The sequence below is a fragment of the Dehalobacter sp. genome (assembly GCA_023667845.1).
Taxonomy (GTDB): Bacteria; Bacillota; Desulfitobacteriia; order Desulfitobacteriales; family Syntrophobotulaceae; genus Dehalobacter.
The window spans coordinates 113,229-133,928 of sequence record JAMPIU010000143.1 but is presented as its reverse complement, the minus strand read 5'-3'; the positions used below and the strand labels follow the sequence as shown (position 1 = coordinate 133,928).

Below are 20,700 nucleotides of genomic sequence, written 5' to 3'. Positions count from 1 at the left end.
TGCAAAAGCCTATGCCTTGCCCTGAGAGCTCAAGATAACCAGATAGAGCGCATCAAGCAGCGCTTTGGCGCTGGCCTTAATAATATTGCTGGATACCCCGATCGTTCCCCAAGTATTGACGCCATGCTTTGTTTCAACCACAACCCGGACAACTGAACCTGTGCCCCGGGAACCGTCAAGAACCCTAACTTTATAGTCCGTCAGCTCACTCTCTTCAATAGCCGGGAAAAAGGCACCCAAAGTGCTTCTGAGAGCTTGGTCAAGCGCATGAACCGGCCCGTCTCCCTCGGCTGCAATATGAACCTGCTTGTCTCCGACCTGCACTTTCACAACCGCTACAGAGTCAAGCTCACCGCGCAGCGGATCACTCCAAACGTGATAATCTTCGAGTGTAAACGGCTGTTCGTATTTGCCGAGGATCTCCAGTAATAGCAGATCCAGGCTTCCCTCTGCCGTCTCATACTGGAATCCTTCGTTTTCGGCATTCTTAATTCTTTCCATCGCCTGTTCCACGAGCGGATCATCTTTTTCAATCTCAGGTTTGAACCGGCGCATTTTCAAACACAAATTTGCTTTTCCGGATTGATCGGAGATCAGAACCCGGCGTTCATTCCCGACCGAAGCAGGGTCAATGTGCTCAAAGGTTTTGTTATTCTTCATGACCGCATCGACATGCATACCCGCTTTATGAGCAAAAGCGCTTCTGCCCACAAACGGCTGTTTCTCATCAAACGGATAATTGGCGAGTTCCGCCACATACCTGCTTAAATAAGAAATATTGTGCAGAACCTCAGGTTCAAGCAGTTGATAGCCTAATTTCAGCTGCAACCAGGGTATCAGTGTGCTTAAATTCGCATTGCCGCAACGTTCCCCGAAGCCGTTCCAGGTTCCCTGGATCTGATTCACTCCTGCCTCAACAGCCGCCAGCGTATTTACGACAGCCAGCCCTCCATCATTGTGAGTATGAATACCAAGTATGGCAGGGAAAAGCTCCTGCCTGACAATCTGCACCCCGTTCGTGATCTCCCTGGTATAGGTACCGCCATTCGTGTCACAGAGGACAAGTCCTTTCGCTCCACCAAGCATGGCGGCTTCCAGACAGCTTAACGCAAATGCAGGGTCGTCCTGCCAACCGTCAAAATAGTGTTCTGCATCAAAGAAGACTTCCTTGCCGGCTTTCACAAGATATTCAACAGATTCTCTGATGATTCTTAAGTTTTCCTGTGGGCTTGTTCTTAAGACCGTTTCAACATGAAGTTTCCATGTCTTCCCAAAAATCGTCAGGGTATTCGCTCCTGAAGCAATCAGTCCGTTCAATGAATCACTTTTCTCCGGAGATTCGCCGACCCTGCAAGTGCTGCCGAATGCAACGACCCTCGTCCGCAAACGCCAGTCCTGATTTTCGGCAGAATCCGCCCAGGAGGCCATCGTACGGTAAAACTCATCATCTTTGGGATTCGCACCCGGCCAGCCGGCTTCCACATAGTCGATGCCGGCTTCAATCATTTTCTGCATATAGAAAAGTTTATCTTTGGCTGAGAAGTGAACGCCTTCTCCCTGAGCTCCGTCCCTCAGCGTCGTGTCGTAAATTGAAATACGCTTGTCTGCCATTCTCTTCCCTCCCAAAAGCTCTCTGTGCATCTGATAAATTGCTTAAAAATGTTTAATAACTTATTTTACCTGTAAATACAAAATTAATAAAGCCTTAATCCATTTTAGAACAGAAAAAGAAGGCATCCAGCGTTAGCGTATCTGGAATACCTTCCTTCATATACAAATGATCGATTCTAGGTTCTATGCCATTTTCCCGCCCAGATTAAATGTCAGCACTTCAAGGTTTACAGACAAATCCACATTTCTGAGTTCCACAGTGGGAGGAACATTTAAAACCACAGGTGCAAAATTCAAAATGGCCTGGACTCCGCCTTTAACAAGTTTATCGGCAATTTCCTGGGCCGCAGACGCAGGGACAGTTATTGCCCCGATCTGAATCTGGTTTTGGGCGACGACTTCTTCCATCGTTTCAATCGGCAATACTTCGATATCGTTAATCTTCATCCCAGTTTTTTGGGGATCATTGTCAAAAATATTAATAATCGAAAATCCGCGTTCTTTAAAACCCTTATACGTACTCAGGGCCAGTCCGAGGTTGCCCAATCCTACGAGGCAGACGCTCCACTCATTGCTGAGACCCATGATCCGAAGAATATTTTTATGCAAGTCTTTGACATTGTAACCTACTCCGCGAATCCCAAACTCCCCAAAATAAGCAAGGTCTTTACGAACCTGAGCAGGACTTACGCCTACTCCTTCAGCAATATCACCTGAAGAAATCGTTATGATTCCTTTGCGGTCTATCTCTGTCAAATAACGAGAATATACGGAAAGCCGTATAATCGTTGCTTCAGGAATTTTCAAGGTTTTCAAATCCAAATCCCCCATTTCGTCTACTTCAAAGATAAGTTAATTATATCACTACCTAAAGAAAATGCAATTAAACCGAAGGAAATGCAAGATATTACTGTTTAATCATGTTTTTTGACCCTACCCAAAATAATCAGGGATTCTGTTCAAAATACTTGTAAGTAACCCTTTTATACTCAGCAAAGACTTGAAGAAGCTGCTGATTATACTTATATTGAAGATTCCCCTGTCCATCCAGGGAAGCATTAAGGGCGCTCAAATTATCCTGCAAATGCCTGAAATCTTCCGGATAATCGCTGTCTTTAACATCCTGAATTTTCTCTGCGGCATCAGTTTGACCATTGTCTTGTCCAAGACCTGCACATAATGAATTCGCCAGCTCGAGGATTTCCAGAACCGTTTCCGTTTCGCTGCCGCTGACCTTATAGTGCAAAGCAGGATACGTCACTTCCCTGACCCATGAATCAATACCGTTTTCCAATAAGCCCTGGTAACAAAAAAGCGCCTCTTCATCGGAGCCAAAGGCACCCACCGCAACCTGATAAGGCTCCTTACTGATGATCACGGCCTGCCAGCCCTTGTTATGCAAATTCTGCAGCAATGCTTCGGCATTTTCTTTATCCTTATAAACACCGATTTGACAGGTCCAAAGTTTGATTTCTGGCAAGTTGAGAATCTCACTGTTTGTTTCTGACGGGTTTTCTGAGGTAACGGCGGTCTCTGAGGAAACAAGCCCGACAAACATCTTTCCAGTATACCATACAAACCAGCCGACAGCAGATAATCCTAGTATTACCATTATAATTGAAATCAAAACACCTGATCTATATTTTTTTCCCATCAGGCAACTCCTTCAAATCATTCTATTCCGATCATATGAAGGAGCTGCAATAATTAGTACATGGTAATATAATCAGCGCTTAAATATTGTGCAAATAAAAATAAATTTTAGTTCCATAATATGTTATAATATTTCCTGGAAAAATAAGTATCCCAATAAGGAAGGATATGCCGATATGGAAGAATATTTGATTCTTGCAGTGGATGATCAGGACTTTAATCTTATTTTTCTTAAAAAAACTTTAGCTGAATATCAGTTTCTCTCTGCCAGAAACGGCAGACAAGCCCTGGAATTGCTAAGAAGGTGCTCTCCTGACCTGATCCTGCTGGATATCGTAATGCCAGAAATGGATGGTTATGAAGTTCTCAGACAGCTAAAATACGATGAACGGACCAGGAACATCCCCGTTATTTTCCTGACAAGCCTTGACTCCATTGAAGATGAAGAAAAAGGGTTTAATTTGGGTGCTGTAGATTATATCACCAAACCTTTTAAGCCAACAATCATTCAGGCCCGGGTCAAGAACACTTTACGGTTCATCCATCAGCAAAAACTCTTGGAAAGAATGTCTCACCTGGATGGTCTTACCGAGATCCCAAACCGGCGATTTTTCGAAGAAAAACTTGCTGCCGAATTTGGCTTTGCAGCCACCAACAAGCGTCCGCTTTCGCTGATCATGATTGATGTTGATTTCTTTAAGAAATTCAACGACCAGCATGGGCACTCCAAAGGCGATGAAGCGCTTGTTAAAGTTGCCCAGATCATCCGCTCATGCTTGAATGAACCTCACGAATTTGTGGCCAGGTATGGCGGAGAGGAATTTGTCGTGATTCTTCCGGATACGGATGCGGCTGCCGGAAGTGAAATCGCCGAAAAAATACGTTACCATGTCAGTATATCCCAACTGTTCAACAATCCCGCCGGCAGCCACGCTGCTCTGACCGTCAGTGTGGGCGGATACAGTATGATACCGGCCAATTACGAATACTGTCATAGCATATTGGAAAAAGCCGATGCCTGCTTGTACCAAGCAAAAAAACACGGCAGAAATTGCGTGAAGTGGGATTATTCTTGATGCGTATAATGATCCAGCAAAAATTTTCTTACCCCGGAGATCATGTACAAGGAGCCGGTGACACAAAGCAGATCACCCGGCTTCATTATTTCAAGCCCTTTTCTTACCGCTCCCGCAGGATCTTCAACCGTCAATACGTTTTCCTGCGTTAGATACTTCTCCGCGATTCTGGCTACATACTCCCAGTCACCAGCCCTTGGGGAATCCGGCTTGGTCACGATGATTTTATCGGCCAGCGGTGCGATAATCTCAACGGCTTTTTCTATTTCTTTGTCCCTGAGCATGCCAAGACAAAGCAACAGCCTGTTTCTTCTCAAAGGTCCGCCGGCGTACTGCTGCAGCGCCTTAGCCAGAGACATCATCCCATCGGCATTATGTGCCCCGTCCAGAAGAACTCTCGGATTCCGCAGCAAGAGTTCCAGCCTGCCCGGCCAGCGGACTGCTTTGAGACCTTCCCTGACAGCACTTTCAGATATATCCAGGGAATACGTTTCAACTAATACTTCACAGACAGCTAGCGCAGCCGCTGCATTGGTAAACTGATGTTCCCCAAGAAGCGCGAGCTCCAGGTCCGGATAAGACCAGCACAAGCCTTCATAGCCAAAACGCTGCGAACCATCACCCGGGTGCCGCCAATGTACATCGCGGCCTACCTCAATCATTCTGGATCCTTTTTGGGCAGCCCGTTCCTCGATGACCTTCAGAACTTCCGGCTTGTCCGAGGAAGTGACCACTGGAACGCCATCCTTAATAATGCCGGCCTTTACCCCAGTAATTGCTTGAAGCGTATCTCCAAGATAATCCATATGATCCATGCCAATACTGGTCAGCACAGATATTAAAGGAGTAACGACGTTGGTGGAATCAATTTCACCGCCGAGACCAACCTCCAGAAGGACCAGATCGGGTTGTCTTTCAGCAAAATAACACAGGGCCAGCGCCGTACAGACTTCAAATTCAGTCGGATGTTCAATCCCGAGACTCACCATTTCCTCCAGATGGGGTTTTAGCTTATTGATCCCTGAAACCACATCTTCCGGCGAGATCATCTCTCCGTTGATCGTGATTCTTTCCCGGAAATCATGAAGGTGGGGGGATGTAAACATTCCCGCGCGATAACCGGCCTGCTTCATAATCGACTGAAGCATTGCCGTCGTCGATCCCTTCCCGTTGGTGCCGCCGATATGAATCACTTTCAATTTCTTTTCCGGGTGGTCCAGACGATCCAGCAAAGCCTTGATCCGCTCCAGTCCGAGGTTAATGCCGAACTTCGTCAGATTCTTAATATATTCCAATGTCTTTTCGTATTCCGTCATTATCCTTAATCCTTTGCAGATTTATTCAAGCTCTTCGCTTAAATCGGATAATCTGAGTTTTAGAGAACGCATTCTGACCATGATATCATCCAGTTTCTCTTTTTCCTTTTGAACAACCTCTTCCGGCGCTTTCGAGGTAAACCCTGGGTTGCCGAGCTTGTCTTCCAGCCTTTTCTGTTCCTTGATCATATTTTCGATTTCCTTGCGGACCTTGGCCACTTCTTTGTCCAAATCAAGCAGCCCTTTCAGTGGTATATAAACGGTAACACCAGTAAGAACCGTACTGGCAGACTGCGGCGGCTTATTCTCCATCTGCTGTAAAATTGTGATGTTTTCCGCAACTGCAAGCTGCCGGATATCCGCAAGACCGCTTTGTAGAACCGAGAGCATATCTTTTTCGGGAGCTACGAGCAGGATATCTGCCCTGCGGCCCGGAGCGACACCCATCTCCGCCCGGATATTGCGCACTGCCCGGATAATATCCATCAGGACATTCATATCTTTTTCAACCTGCTCGTTGCGATATCCTTCAACCTGCGGCCAGGAGCTGAGCATAATCGTCTTTCCTTTGATGGGCAGATGCTGCCAGATCTCCTCAGTTAAGAACGGCATAAACGGGTGAATCAGTCTCATTGTACCTTCCAGCACTTCAAAGAGAATGCGCTGGGCGGTCTGGCGTTCAGACTGGTTTTCTTTCATATAAAGTCGTTTTTTAGTCAGCTCGATGTACCAGTCACAATATTCATTCCAGATAAATTCATAGAGTAGTCTGCCGGCTTCCCCAAGGTCAAAGCGCTCTAAAGCGGCCGTGACATTCTGAACCGTATCTTCATAGCGTGACAGGATCCATTTGTCTGCCAGGGTAAGCTCAGCAGCGTACGGTCCGGCAGGCTGTTCCTTAGCTTCCGATTGGTAGTCCTCCAGATTCATCAGCACAAAACGGGAGGCATTCCAGATTTTATTCAAAAAGTTTCTGGTGGACTCTAATTTTTCAAAATGGAATCTCAGATCATTACCCGGTGTGTTGCCGGTGATCAGCATAAACCTCAGGGTGTCCGCGCCATATTGATTAATGACTTCGATCGGATCGACACCGTTGCCAAGTGATTTGCTCATCTTGCGCCCCTGCGGGTCAAGAATCAACCCGTGAATCATCACCTTGTGGAACGGAACATCTTCCCGGAATTCCAGTCCCATAAAAATCATCCGGGCTACCCAGAAGAAAATAATATCCCTGCCGGTAACCAGAACACTCGTCGGATAAAACTGTTTCAGTTCAGCGGTATTTTCGGGCCATCCCATGGTTGAGAATGGCCAGAGTGCTGAAGAAAACCACGTATCCAGAACATCGGGATCCTGCTGCAGGTGATGGCTTCCGCATTTCGGACATGCCGCCGGATCCTCTTTCACGCAAACTTCAGCTCCGCAATCCTGACAATACCAAACCGGAATACGATGACCCCACCAGAGCTGCCGCGATATACACCAATCCCGGATATTTTCCAGCCAGCCTGTATAGATCCTGGCAAAACGGTCGGGCACAAACTGTAGATCGCCATCCTGCACGACTTTGATTGCCGGTTCAGCTAAAGGCTTCATTTTGACAAACCACTGCCTGCTAACCCGGGGCTCAACCACTGTGGAACAGCGGTAACACTCCCCCACTGCATGGGTATGCGGTTCTATCTTAACCAAAAGGCCAAGCTCTTCCAGATCTTTGACAATCCGGCGGCGTGCTTCGTATCGATCCAGTCCCTGGTATTTGCCGCCATTTTCGTTGATGGTGGCATCGCTGTTCATGATATTAATCTGCTCCAGATTATGGCGGAGCCCCATCTCAAAGTCATTTGGGTCATGCGCAGGCGTAATTTTGACCGCGCCGGTGCCAAATTCCTTCTCGACATATTCATCGGTAATCACCGGAATCTTTCTTTTCACTAAAGGAAGGATTACATTCTTTCCTGCAAGATGCCGGTACCGTTCATCCTCAGGGTGGACGGCAACCGCCACGTCTCCGAGCATCGTTTCCGGACGGGTCGTCGCCACAACAACGCCTTCCCCGCCATCCGCTGCCGGATAACGAATATGCCACAGGTTTCCTTCCCGTTCATTATGCTCGACTTCAATATCCGAAATGGTCGTATGGCACTTGGAGCACCAGTTAACAATATAGTTCCCTCTATAAATCAGGCCTTTGTTGTAAAGGTTGACAAAGACTTCTCTTACAGCCTTGGAACATCCTTCGTCCATGGTAAACCGTTCCCGTGACCAATCACAGGAAGCACCTAGTTTGCGCAGCTGACGGGTAATTGTACCACCATACTGTTCCTTCCAGGCCCAGACTCTTTCCAGAAATTTTTCTCTTCCAAGTTCGTGTCTGTTCGTTCCTTCTTTGGCCAACTGTTCCTCAACTTTGGCCTGGGTGGCAATGCCCGCGTGGTCTGTCCCGGGAAGCCATAACGTATTATATCCCTGCATTCTTTTATAACGGGCCAGAATATCCTGCAGCGTGTTATCCATCGCGTGTCCGAGATGCAAAGACCCGGTTACGTTCGGCGGCGGCATCACAATGCTGAAAGGTTTCTGCTCCGGTTCAACTTTTGGCGTAAAAAATCCGTTCTGTTCCCAATACTGATACCATTTTTCCTCTACCTGGCCAGGATCATATATTTTGGCCATCTGTTGATCCTCACTCATAAAAAGGCTCCTTTCGAACCAAAAAAATCTTCCGGCCCAAAGGACGAAAGACTCACATAAATACTTCATACCGGAATATTATACGATTGTACAGTTCCAGCCGGCAATGAATCGGGAAATCTTTCAGCCCCTCTGCCAATTCCACTCTAAATTCTATACTGCCGCTAACAACAAAAGGCTTGGTGGCAGCCAAGTTTTCTTTAGTATGACAGAATGTATACATACTTTCTGTTACATCTAAGTGCAGCTAATGCTGCCGACAGCCACGGATGGCTTAGTGTCGCGATGCCAAGGATGGCAAGAAGCGACCGCCAAAGACTTGGCACCAGCCAAGTTTTCTTTATTATACTGAGGCAGTAAAAAAAAGTCAAAAGGTTTTAAGCGAAAGGATCCCATTCAAATTCGTATTAGCTGAAAGGTTTCCCAGGCAATGTTTGTTTAAAAACACAAATACGTGATATAATAATAATTAATGTGCCTCAGAACGGCTAATAAAAAATTACTGAAATATGCTTAAACACCGGGGCGTTTGGGTTTAACCGTATTTTGGCTTGTTTTCTGCTTGTTTGACACAACACAAAATATGGAGGTAAAAGTTTTTGACAAAAGAGAACAAACTGCAAATTATTCCCCTCGGAGGTCTCGGGGAAATTGGCAAGAACATGACCGTCATCCGGTATAATAATAAAATTATCCTGGTTGATGCAGGTCTGACATTTCCGAATGAAGACCTCTTAGGTATTGACATCGTGATTCCGGACTATACGTATTTGGTTGAAAACCAGGCAATGGTTGCAGGGATACTCATTACCCATGGCCATGAAGATCATATTGGGGCTCTCCCTTATCTATTGAAGGATCTTAATGTCCCTGTTTATGGGACACGCCTTACAATTGGCCTGATTCAGTCCAAACTGAAGGAAGCAAATATTACGAAAGCGACACTCAATGTCATTCATCCGAATGACACGGTCCGGCTCGGCGCTTTCCGGGTTGAATTCATCAACATCAGCCACAGTATTCCGGGCTCTGTCGGCCTGGCCATCCATACACCGATCGGTACCATTGTCCATACCGGAGACTTTAAGCTCGACCATACGCCTGTCAGCGGCGATGTCCTGGATATACACAAATTTACCGAACTAGGGGAACACGGCGTTCTGTGCCTGATGTCGGATAGCACGAATGTCGACCGTCCCGGCTTTACCATGTCCGAGCGGTCTGTCGGCCAAAATATTGATGAAGCCTTTTTCCACGCCGAAGGACGGATTATCTTTGCTAGTTTTGCTTCAAATATCAACAGGCTGCAGCAGGCGATTTCCGCTGCCGTCAAATGCCAACGCAAAGTTGCTGCAATCGGACGAAGCATGGTCAATGTCATTAATATTGCGATGGATCTGGGTTATCTTGATATGCCGGAGGGAACCCTGATTGAGGTAGACAAGGCAATGGATTATCCCGGCAACCAGCTCTGCATCCTGACTACAGGCAGCCAGGGGGAACCGATGTCAGCCTTAAGCAGAATAGCCAGTGGCGACCACCGCCAGATCTCAATCAGTGAGAACGACACGGTCATCATTTCGGCCAGCGCGATTCCCGGTAATGAGAAAGCCATTTCCCGCAATATCGACCAACTGCTCAAACTCGGTGCGCATGTCATCTATGAGCCGATTTCAGGAATGCACGTTTCGGGGCATGCCAGCGAAGAAGAACTTAAACTAATGTTCAGCATGGTGAAACCGAAATACTTCCTTCCTGTACATGGTGAGTACCGCATGCTTGTCAAGCACGCTGAACTCGCGCAGCAGGTCGGCATCCCTAAAGAAAATATCTTTATTGCCGAAAACGGCAGTGTTCTGGAATTTACAGACGAGGGCGCTAAAATGGCCGAAAGTATTCCAGCAGGCAGAGTTCTGATCGATGGTTTCGGGATTGGTGATGTCGGCAATATTGTACTGCGTGACCGTAAACAGTTATCGCAGGATGGGATATTGATTGCTGTTCTGACTGTCAGCCGTCCGACCGGTGCATTGGTTGCAGGACCTGATGTCGTGACCCGCGGGTTTATTTATGTGCGGGAGTCGGAAGAAATTATCAGCGAAGTCAGGTGCCTGATCCGAGAGGCTATGCAGGAATGCCAGCAAAAGGGTATCAACCAATGGGCGCCAATCAAAAACAAGGTCAAAGATATCGTCGGAAAACACCTCTATCAAAGAACCGGCAGACGTCCAATGATTCTGGTCATCATTCAGGAAGTAAACAGCGAAGCAATCAAGGACGCAAACAAGAAAGACACTGCTGCCAGAGAAGCAACCAACAAACCGCCCAACTACAAGGAAATGGCCGTAAAAGCGAGTCCGAAAAGAACAATGAAGCCTAAAATTCAGTCCCCGACATGATATTCCTTTAAAATATTAAAAACATTTTAGAAAACGAATAGATTTAACACATCAGACAATAAAAAGATTACCTGAGTCCGTTGAACGGACTCAGGTAATCTTTTTATCAGAAATTCTTAAAGCAGGACATTACTTCATGTTTAGTACGATGACCCCTGCCACAATCAATAAAGTCCCGCCGACCTTGGCGGCTGAAACCTGTTCCTGAAGAAAGAAAAAGGAAAGCAGCATCACCAGGATATAGCCCAGACTGACCATCGGATAAGCAATACTGAGCTCCAGCTTTCTCAGGACAAATATCCACATCAGCATGCTGAAAACAAAACAGCTTACAGCAAAGACCATCTTCAGGCTGATCATCGAATAAACAAGATTCCAGATTCCGCTGTCCGGCCGAAGTTCCCCTGCCGCCAGCTTAAGAACGAACTGCCCGGTCGATCCCAGTGCAATGGAAATCAAGGCCAGCAAATAAATCATTCGTTTATCTCACCTTAGCCAGCAGCGCAAAGTAACCTCTAATTGTCTTTGACACCTGCATTTTGCTGGCCCCTTCTTTCTGTTGATAATGAAGAATAAGCGGTACCTCCCCGGCTTTAACCCCCATCCTGCTGAATTTAGCAGCGATCTCAGCCATGCAGTCAAATCCGTTGGTTGTAATCAGTTCTTTCCAGCGTTCCTGTGCCTTTCTGATTATTCTCACCCGGTATGCCCTGTAACCAGATGAGTAATCATTAAGGTTTCTGATGCGGAAAAACAATTTGAAGAAATACCTGGCACCCCGGCTGAATAACTTTCGCAAGACTTTCAGCCCAATTTCATATCCTCCCGAAGTAAATCTGGAGGCCACAACCAAGTCAAGATCCCGACTATTCAGCGTTTCAATCATGCTCTCAATCAGCAAAGGGCTGTGGGTATTGTCGGCATCCATGGTAACCAGGACATCGTCATCCTTCAGGTTTTCCAGTGCATAACGCAAAATTGTTTTGACGGCTTCTCCGAGGCCCTTGTTTCCGTGGTGCCTGACCAGTGTTACATAACCATGATCCTGGGCGTAAGTGCTTACAATTTTTGCAGTATTGTCGCTGCTGCCGTCATCCACCAGCAGGACCTGAATATTATACCGGCTGACCTCTCGGTAGGATGCAATGCTGTTGAATAAATGAATAATCCCGGCTGCTTCATTATAGGCGGGCAAGCCAATCAGGACCTTCATATCACTCGCCTCCTCCAGGCAGTATTTCCAAAAGATAAACGTAAGTTTGCGGATAAGCTGTCACCGCTCACTTTAGTACATAAATCGGGTAACCCTGTACGACCTCGATCTTCGGATATTCTCCTTCGATATAGCTCAACAGCCTCTCATCCTGATCCCCATATATTTTCCCCTGAATTGGCACAAAATATTTGGCTCCTCTTGCAATATAATCGTCCAGTTCCTGAATAGGATCTTTGGGTGTTGCAGCATACAGCCTAAGATTGTACCGCCAGCCCCTTCTGTCCGTTAAGTCCAGCAGACACGGATCCAGAGAACCGACCACAAGGAGATCGTCCTGATCCGTCAGCTGCTTTACTACATTTACTTGTTGCGCCATCACCGTATTGATGGTGAACATCGGTTTGACCAGATCATAACTTTCCTTCATTAGGAGCAGCACCAATACCACTCCTGCAATTTTTCCCACTGGACCCGAAGCCGCCCTGGCCAAAAGATTACCGGCCAGCAAACAGCACGGCACCATCAAAAATATCAGGTAATAAAATGCCCGGATCTCGCTTACAATCAAGATTGCCTCCAAAATCATAGCGATAAACCAAACCAGAAATACTTTTTGCTTTTCCTGCAGAAAAAATATCCCTGCAAGGCAAAGAAGCAGCCCGCTTATGCCAAGGGCCCTCGGCAAATTTACCGTGAAAAAGTCAAGTGCTTCCGGACTGTAAAAGGCGGTAACCGCCTGCTTAAAAATAATATTACGGGTAATGCCCAGTGTAAATTTATACTCCGCAGCGGCAGTACTGAAATAGTAATAGCAGGCTGGAAACGCTGCCGTAATGAAGCCGTATATCCAAAAAACACGCATTTTCAGCCATTTCTGCCCATAATACTTAAAACAGAGATACATCATGGGGATTCCAATAAAAATCACAGGCGGTTTGGTCATGATTGCCAAAGCTAAAAAAAACGAGCTCAAAATAAGCAAACCGTATTTGCTTCGCAGATCGCCATAATCGCGATCATTTACATCATCATTCCTATGATTGCCGTTATTCCCATGATTCCTGTGATTGTTTCTTTGACAATCCCTGCTATTGTTTTGCTTGATAATCCATCGGTTAAAATAGTAAAATCCTCCGATCCAGAACATCAGGGCTGCGGACTCCGGCATAATCGCCCGGGAATAATACAGATTAATCGGAAGGATTCCATAAATCAGAAGACTGTAAGCTGCTCCGTTCCACCCCAGATACAGGCGTGCCAGCAGATACAGATATAGGGCTGAGATCAAAAAAAAAGCAATCGGAACAGCCCTTGCCAGAAAATAATGATAGCCGAATACTTTGTACAGGATCGCAATCAGATAAGTCGTAACTTGAATTTCCAATGCCGGAATATTTGGAAACGTCCCGTCGTAGTTCAAATTGGGATGAAACGGATGAAAGTCATAACCCGCAAAATTCCTGGCGATTGATGCTGTGTCAGCCTGCCGCCAGCTCTCCTCAATTTCAACAGGACCGACATTCATGTGATAGAGCCTGAGCAGAAGAATAAAAGTCAATAAGAAAAATAGGATAGTTTTTTCTCTTTTCGTCATCATCGGCACCCCTGTTTTCAGCTATCCAATTGCTTTCATTTCTTACTCTGTCCGCCGCGGCACTCATCATTCGGCTTAGCTTTTCCTGTATATGGATTACCTATACTAAAACTCTTTTCAATGAGAAAAAAACCTCTTCCCTCTTGCTCGTTCACTCTGAAACAATGCAAGTGGAAAAGAAGCTTAAATGAAGTCAACGCTTTTGGATTGTATAGTTACCGTCGCCGAAGCTGCCTCTTGGTTTCGACTTCCCACCAGTTGAAAGCTTCTTCTTCCTCCGTGAGTTCCGGTTCTTTGCTGCACAGTTCGTAGATCCGGGCCCTTTCCGCATTCGGGTCTTCACCGTACCAACTGGAATTTCTCCGAATCTCAGTTGTGGATTTCCGGTCTTCCTCTAACGGCCATTTAGATGGCCGCAGACTGTTTGGATGCGATATACTGTTTAGCCGTTCATAAGAGACAGGCTCGGAACCAAGAAAACCTGTACCGAGCACCCCTGCCAGCAATCCAAGACCTATTCCCTCGGAAATGATTTTGACGGCGCCAAGGCTTTCAATCGGAAAATAAAGAGCCAAAAGCAGTATGCCAACCACAGCATATCCCCCGGCAGCCAGTCCTGCAGGAAGCAGCCGGCCGGAGTCTCTACTGGCTCGAAAACCGGCTACCAGGCAACTCAGCAAAAGACCAAAATCCACAAGATAGGCGATGATCTTTTCATCAATTCCAGCCAGCGTTGTGACCAGTACAGCCAGGAGGGTCAGAACCGTGACGAGCAGACCTATGGTAATGCCTTTTAGAATGCTTGTTCCCATAAAAAATCACCCGGTTTCATATATTATCCTATTATAATATATTAAAACCGGGATAACCTTTATTCATAGTTTTGGGAACATTTGTCTATTTTTTTCTGTGATATCTTCCGCTCGGAATTAAATCGCTTTTAGGGAAAGGAATAAGAAGACCGCATAGAATACCCCGCCAATCATCAGGATTGCAGGATAGAGGGTTTTTGTTTTGACGATGATGAAATACTGAAGGGATGCGGAGGCTAGGGCAAGCAGCGCACTGACCAGCGCCAGCGGTTCCAGAACCCAGGAGGTCAGCGAAATGCCAATTGCCGGAATGACCGAGCTCTGGAAGACCATTGCTCCGGTGATATTTCCCATGGCCAATGTGTCTTTACCACGACGCACCCAGAGAACACTGTTGAATTTCTCCGGCAGTTCAGTTGCAATCGGCGTAATAATTATTGCCAGGATGAACACAGGGACTCCGGCAGCCGTCGATACAGCCTGAACAGAATTAATGAACAGTTCCGCGCCCGCAATGATAATTGCAAGCGCAGCTATGATCTGAACAAATATGACAATCAGTCTAGGCTCCCCCCTGCGGGAAAAGTAGCACACGGGAAGTTCCTCTTCTAAATTCGCTTCACCATGGCTTGATTTAATTGTCCGGTAAACATAGGCACAATAAGCCCCCACAAGAACAATCACGATCAGCATTTTCAAAGAGTGTGTCGGTAAAAAAGAAGCAACGATTGCGAGTAAATAGACAATCAGAAAGAACTTTAGATCCCGCTCAATGACTTCCGGATGAATATACATCGGTCTGTTTGTTCTTCGGAAAATCAGCACAGCAATCCCTGTGACGAAAAAAGCAAGTGTTCCAAGCATAAACGGCGCTCCTAAAATTGCCCCTATTCCAATGTCGTGCCCGCTTGCACCACTGGAGGTTAGAATCGCGAGAATTGGAATCAATGTTTCAGGCAAAGCGGTTCCTACCGCGGCAAAGATACTACCAACAGCCCCTTCACCCAGATTGAGCTTCCTGCCAAGCCACTCTATTCCGTTTGTAAACACTTCTGCACCGAGAAGAATAATACCCAGACTGACAACCAAAAAAATTATATCGATCATTTTTTCTCTCCCGTTTAGCTCAATAAACTATTTTTCTTAAACTATTACTTCAAAGCTATTAATGTTATTATTTTCCATATAATTCTTAAATTATTCTATGTTTTATTTTGCATTACTCTTCAAAATCTATTGCTCTTCTTCATCAATTATTCTTCCGGATCACTCTCCGGGCTTGTCTTCCGTATCGGGAAAAATAATATCATCCATGGCCTGATTCAATTCCTGAAGGCCGGTACCGTCCTCTGAAGAAAAAGGAATAATCGTCTTCCAGTCCGACATTTTGAAAGATTCCGCAATGATTTTGAGATATTTGGGTCGTTGTCCCCTCGCAATCTTATCTGCTTTTGTCGCTACCACCAGAACAGGTATGTTGTTGACCTTAAGCATTTCCATCATCAGCCTGTCTTCCTCGGTCGGCTGATGGCGGATATCAACCAGTTGAATGACGCCTTTCAAATTTTCACGCAGACGAAAGTACGTCTGCATCATCTTCCCCCACTGCATTCGGGTCTCCTGAGGCACTTTTGCATAGCCATAACCCGGTAAATCAACAAGATACCATTCATCATTAATATTAAAAAAATTGATCGTCTGCGTTTTGCCGGGCGTTTTGCCGACCTTGGCCAGTGCCTTTCGATTGACAAGTTTATTGATCAAAGAAGACTTTCCTACATTGGAACGGCCTGAGACAGCCAGCTCCGGCTTTGTTCCCTCAGGATACTGCTGCGGCTTCACTGCCGAAATCATAAATTCAGCTTTACGAAAAATCACACTATCACCTCAACGGAACATCGTGAGTACAATATCCCAACTATGTTATGTCCCAACGATGTCCTAAAACATCAACAGCTAATATTGTACTCCAAAATCGGGATTAATCCAAGGGAGACAAATACATCGGGAGACCGACTAAGGAGTTAGAAAACAAAGGAAAACACAGAGGGACGTTTTCTTTGTTTCCTCTGAAACAAGATACTAAAACGCCCCTCTGTCTCCCGTCTGCCGGTATATAAGACTGAAACCTGTTTAGCAGCAGATTATTTGAGCTGCTTACAGCGGCCTGCTTTCAGGCTGCGTAAAATCCGTGTTATAGACCGGCAGCTGCGGCAGGAATTCTTGTGATTTAGAAACCGGAAGAAGGGCTATATCCAGAACTTCCTCCATTCGTTTGACAAAACGGAATTCCAGTTCTTTCCTGATTTCTTCCGGAATTTCTTCCAGGTCCTTCAGGTTCTTTTCGGGAAGAATAATCGTTTTGATACCCGCCCTGTGTGCGGCCAGCACCTTTTCCTTCAGTCCGCCAATCGGCAGCACATTGCCGCGTAGGGTGATCTCTCCAGTCATCGCAACATCCTGACGGACAGCTCTGGAAGAAAGCGCCGAAGCCATTGCCGTCGCCATCGTGATGCCGGCGGACGGTCCGTCCTTCGGTACAGCTCCCTCCGGCACATGAATGTGCAAATCAAGCTGATCGTAAAAATCCTTGCTAATCCCCAAGCTCTCAGCCTGGGAACGGACAAATGTCAATCCTGCCTGTGCCGATTCTTTCATCACATCGCCGAGTTTTCCAGTCAGCGTCAGTCTTCCTTTGCCTGCCAGAGGCGTAGCTTCAATGGTCAGTACATCTCCTCCGACTTCAGTATAAGCCAGGCCGACGGCAGCGCCGATCTCCGGTTCGAAGCCCACTGTTCGGTAAAAATAGCGGGGAGCTCCGAGCAGGGTTTCAATATCTTCCGGTGTCAGCGTCCTCGGCTCCCATTCCTTTTTCACGACACGGACCGCTACTTTACGCAACACATTAGCAATTTCGCGTTCCAAATTCCTGACTCCGGATTCCCTGGTATAACCCCGGACAATCTTCAGGACGCAGGCGCTATCCAGCCGGACAACAATCTCTTTCAACCCATGCACTTTCATCTGTTTCGGTACGAGGTGCCGAACCGCAATATTGACTTTTTCATCTTCGGTATAGCCGCTTAAATGAATGACTTCCATCCTGTCCAGAAGCGGACGCGGAATATTTTCGATATAGTTGGCTGTCATGATAAACAGCACTTTGGAAAGATCAAATGGAACCTCCAGATAGTGATCCGCATAGGAATGGTTCTGCTCCGGATCAAGCACTTCAAGCATGGCAGAAGCAGGATCCCCGCGAAAGTCTGAAGACATTTTATCAATTTCATCAAATAGGAAGACCGGATTTTTCGTTTCCGCCTTGCGTATCCCCTGGATCACCCTGCCAGGTAATGCGCCGATATACGTCCGGCGGTGACCTCTGATCTCCGCCTCATCGCGAACGCCGCCCAAGGACATTCTGACGAACTTGCGGTCCAGAGACCTCGCAATGGATTTCGCGAGTGAGGTTTTACCTACTCCGGGCGGTCCGATAAAGCAAAGTATCGGGCTGCGCATATTTGGCGTGAGTTTACGGATAGAAAGATACTCCAGGATCCGCTCCTTGACTTTCTCCAGACCATAGTGGTCTTCTTCCAATATTTTTTCAGCCTTATGCATATCCCCTTTGTCCCTGCTCGCCTTATTCCAGGGGAGTGCGATGATCCAGTCAATATACGTCCGGACAACGGTTCCTTCAGCGGAAGCTGCAGCCATTTTTTCGAGGCGGTCCAGTTCTTTCAAGGCCTTTTCCCTGGCCTCATCCGTCAGACTCGCCTTTTCGATCTTCTCTTTATATTCTTCAATTTCAGCCTGTTTTTCATCCTTGTCGCCCAGTTCTTTCTGGATCGCTTTAATCTGCTCCCGCAGGTAATATTCTTTCTGGGCCTTTTCCATCTGTTTTCGGACCCTGAGCCCAATGCGTCTTTCCAGCTCGAGAATCTCGATTTCACGCATGATCAGTTCGGTGAGCTTTTCCAGACGTTCGCTTACATCAATCGCGCCAAGAACCACCTGTTTATCCTCTATCTTTAAATTCAGGTGGGAAGCCACCAAATCAGCCATCCGACCGGGCTCTTTTACAGCAAGCACCGATCCAATCGCTTCGGGGGATACTTTTTTGCTGAGACGCGCATATTCCTCAAACTGGTGGGTCAGACTTCTGGTCATATTCTCCAATTCGGGGGTCATACGCTCATTACCGGAGAATCTTTCTACCTGCGCTTTAAAGAAAGGATCTTCCGCCAAAAATTCTTTGACCTCGGCACGGCAGATCCCCTCGACGAGAACGCGCATTGTCCCGCCGGGAAGTCTCAAAAGCTGTTTAATATCGACAATTGTGCCAACTGTATACAGATCATCAATCGTCGGACTGTCTATTTCCATTTCCTTTTGCGATAGTAGAAGAATCTGGCGATCCAAGAGCATTGCTTCCTCAATGGCTGCCATGGATCTTTCCCTGCCAACATCAAGGTGAATCACCATATAGGGAAAGACAAGGATTCCTCTAAGCGGAAGGATCGGTATCTCTCTTTCTTGCATAATTTATCTCCCCTCAAAAGACTTGCCAGTGCTATATTTTAACACGGTTTACCTTGTTCATGCAAATTGCCGGATGGAATTTTTATCCTTTTCAGCACTTTATTCAGCGACACCTCCTTTTCCGACAAATCCACTTCAATCATGTCGGCGGCTGGCAGAACAGGTTGCAGTACTGCATTCAATATCTCATCAAGCGTTTCCACCGGAATGATCTGGATGTCCTTTTCCCAGTGAGCAAACCTGGCCTGCCAGTTTTCCTGCGGAATAAATACTTTTTTACACCCTGACTGGACGGCTGCCTCAATTTTGGCACTGATCCCGCCAACCGGTTTTACTCTTCCCCTGATCGATAACTCCCCGGTCATAGCTACGGTATTGTCCACCTTGCATTTCTTAATTGCCGAATATACCGCTGTCGCCATAGCCGTACCTGCAGATGGACCATCCATTGGAACTCCCCCGGGGAAATTGACATGGATATCGTAATGACGCGGTTCAATCTTATGCTCCCGGCAAAGCACGGTCAGAACATTTTCCAGCGAGGAGCGCGCCATGCTTTTCCGGCGCGTTTTTTTACCTTCATAGCCTGATTCTTCCTCTTCAACAATTCCGGTTACATAGAGCTCCCCCTTACGGTTCCTTACCGGGTAGGCTGTGACCTCTATTTCCAGGAGCATGCCAAGGTTTGCTCCGTAGATTGCTAAGCCGTTGACCAATCCAATCTGGGGGAAAGGAGGAATTTTTTTCTCAGGTCTTGGCGTGTATTGTCCGGTCATAACCACCCATTCGATATCCTCCTCATCGATACAGCGATGGCCTTCATTTTGAACGACTCCAGCTGCCAGCTGTACGATATTGACAGCTTCTCTGCCGTTCGTGGCATATTTTTTAAGAACTTCCAATGCTCCGTCTGTGATCTCAATATCAATTTTTTCGGCAGCATTTTTGGCGATGACTGCAATTTCTTCCGGCTGAAGCGCCCTGAAGAAAATTTCCATACAGCGTGAGCGTACTGCCGCCGGTATTTCCTCCGGTCTTCTGGTCGTCGCACCGATCATTCTAAAATCTGCCGGCAAGCCGTTTTGGAAAATATCGTGGATGTGCTCAGGGACATTGCTGTCCTCAGAGCTGTAGTACGAGCTTTCCAAAATAACCTTGCGGTCCTCCATTACTTTAAGCAGTTTATTAATTTGGATAGTGTGAAGTTCACCAATTTCATCAATAAAAAGAATCCCACCGTGGGCTTTGGTGACTGCACCCATCTTAGGCTGCGGTATTCCCGCCATCCCCATGGCGCCAGCTCCCTGATAAATTGGATCATGGACAGAACCGATCAGCGGATCAGCGATCCCTCTCTCATCGAATCTGGCCGTCGTACCGTCAATTTCAACAAATTTTGCCTCACTTTTAAACGGCGAGAGCGGATTTTTCATAGCTTCTTGAAGGACAAGCCTGGCCGCGGCTGTTTTGCCGACACCCGGAGGCCCGTACAGTAGAACATGCTGAGGATTCGGCCCACATAAAGCAGCCCGAAGTGCTTTCACACCTTCTTTTTGTCCAATGATTTCCGCAAAGACTTCCGGTCTGGTCTTTTCCGACAGCGGGATCGTCAAAGATATTTTACGCATTCTTTGCAGCTTTTCTTTTTGTTTCACGGACTCCTTCTCCACAGCAGATCTCGTCGAGTACTGCTGCCTTAACATCGTCCAGAAATAAATTCCAACAACCAATACAAAAGCCAACTGAATCATTGCCAGTAGTGACCCAAACCCCAAACCTTCCAT

Annotated in this window: 15 protein-coding genes; 2 read left to right on the top strand and 13 right to left on the bottom strand. The window is 46.7% G+C overall.

Features of this window, described 5'->3' with window-relative positions; all coding sequences use genetic code 11:
• Positions 1–9: 9 nt before the first annotated feature.
• From cimA to NC238_11465, 3 genes are all read right to left on the bottom strand, one after another.
• Positions 10–1,611 carry a citramalate synthase gene (gene cimA / locus NC238_11475; GenBank protein MCM1566538.1) on the bottom strand — a complete coding sequence of 534 codons (1,602 nt, stop codon included), beginning with the start codon at positions 1,609–1,611 and terminating at the stop codon, positions 10–12.
• 183 nt (positions 1,612–1,794) lie between these two features.
• On the bottom strand, positions 1,795–2,427 hold the full coding sequence (locus tag NC238_11470) for a redox-sensing transcriptional repressor Rex (GenBank protein ID MCM1566537.1): 633 nt from the start codon (positions 2,425–2,427) through the stop codon (positions 1,795–1,797).
• Positions 2,428–2,557: 130 nt separating this feature from the next.
• A complete protein-coding gene (locus tag NC238_11465) occupies positions 2,558–3,265 on the bottom strand; it encodes an SPOR domain-containing protein (GenBank protein ID MCM1566536.1) in 708 nt (235 codons plus the stop codon).
• 175 nt (positions 3,266–3,440) lie between these two features.
• Between NC238_11465 and NC238_11460 the strand changes: the two genes are divergently transcribed.
• The gene (locus tag NC238_11460; GenBank protein MCM1566535.1) at positions 3,441–4,340 is read left to right on the top strand and encodes a diguanylate cyclase; all 900 of its coding nucleotides are present in this window, start codon (positions 3,441–3,443) and stop codon (positions 4,338–4,340) included.
• Here NC238_11460 and NC238_11455 read toward each other — a convergent pair.
• A complete protein-coding gene (locus NC238_11455; protein MCM1566534.1) occupies positions 4,331–5,656 on the bottom strand; it encodes a bifunctional folylpolyglutamate synthase/dihydrofolate synthase in 1,326 nt (441 codons plus the stop codon). The two genes, NC238_11460 and NC238_11455, sit on opposite strands and share 10 nt — an antisense overlap.
• A 21-nt stretch (positions 5,657–5,677) precedes the next feature.
• Positions 5,678–8,353, bottom strand: coding sequence for a valine--tRNA ligase (locus NC238_11450; GenBank protein ID MCM1566533.1), 2,676 nt, complete (start codon positions 8,351–8,353; stop codon positions 5,678–5,680).
• 599 nt (positions 8,354–8,952) lie between these two features.
• Between NC238_11450 and NC238_11445 the strand changes: the two genes are divergently transcribed.
• The gene (locus NC238_11445) at positions 8,953–10,752 is read left to right on the top strand and encodes a ribonuclease J (protein MCM1566532.1); all 1,800 of its coding nucleotides are present in this window, start codon (positions 8,953–8,955) and stop codon (positions 10,750–10,752) included.
• A 129-nt stretch (positions 10,753–10,881) separates the two neighbouring features.
• Here the strand turns inward: NC238_11445 and NC238_11440 are convergent, their stop codons facing one another.
• From NC238_11440 to lonB, 8 genes are all read right to left on the bottom strand, one after another.
• Positions 10,882–11,229 carry an EamA family transporter gene (locus NC238_11440; GenBank protein MCM1566531.1) on the bottom strand — a complete coding sequence of 116 codons (348 nt, stop codon included), beginning with the start codon at positions 11,227–11,229 and terminating at the stop codon, positions 10,882–10,884.
• A gap of 4 nt (positions 11,230–11,233) precedes the next feature.
• Positions 11,234–11,965 (bottom strand): glycosyltransferase, encoded by a 732-nt coding sequence (locus tag NC238_11435; protein MCM1566530.1) that lies wholly within the window; start codon positions 11,963–11,965, stop codon positions 11,234–11,236.
• 67 nt (positions 11,966–12,032) lie between these two features.
• Complete coding sequence (locus tag NC238_11430) at positions 12,033–13,562, bottom strand: glycosyltransferase family 39 protein (protein ID MCM1566529.1); 1,530 nt, start codon at positions 13,560–13,562, stop codon at positions 12,033–12,035.
• Positions 13,563–13,777: 215 nt separating this feature from the next.
• On the bottom strand, positions 13,778–14,374 hold the full coding sequence (locus NC238_11425; GenBank protein ID MCM1566528.1) for a hypothetical protein: 597 nt from the start codon (positions 14,372–14,374) through the stop codon (positions 13,778–13,780).
• 117 nt (positions 14,375–14,491) lie between these two features.
• Entirely contained in the window at positions 14,492–15,481 is a 990-nt protein-coding gene (locus NC238_11420) for a sodium:calcium antiporter (protein MCM1566527.1), read from the bottom strand.
• 159 nt (positions 15,482–15,640) lie between these two features.
• Positions 15,641–16,252, bottom strand: a complete 612-nt coding sequence (yihA, locus tag NC238_11415; GenBank protein MCM1566526.1) for a ribosome biogenesis GTP-binding protein YihA/YsxC — start codon at positions 16,250–16,252, stop codon at positions 15,641–15,643.
• A gap of 279 nt (positions 16,253–16,531) precedes the next feature.
• Positions 16,532–18,916: an endopeptidase La gene (gene lon, locus NC238_11410; GenBank protein MCM1566525.1), complete on the bottom strand. Its 2,385-nt coding sequence runs from the start codon at positions 18,914–18,916 to the stop codon at positions 16,532–16,534.
• A gap of 38 nt (positions 18,917–18,954) precedes the next feature.
• On the bottom strand, positions 18,955–20,700 hold the full coding sequence (lonB, locus tag NC238_11405) for an ATP-dependent protease LonB (GenBank protein MCM1566524.1): 1,746 nt from the start codon (positions 20,698–20,700) through the stop codon (positions 18,955–18,957).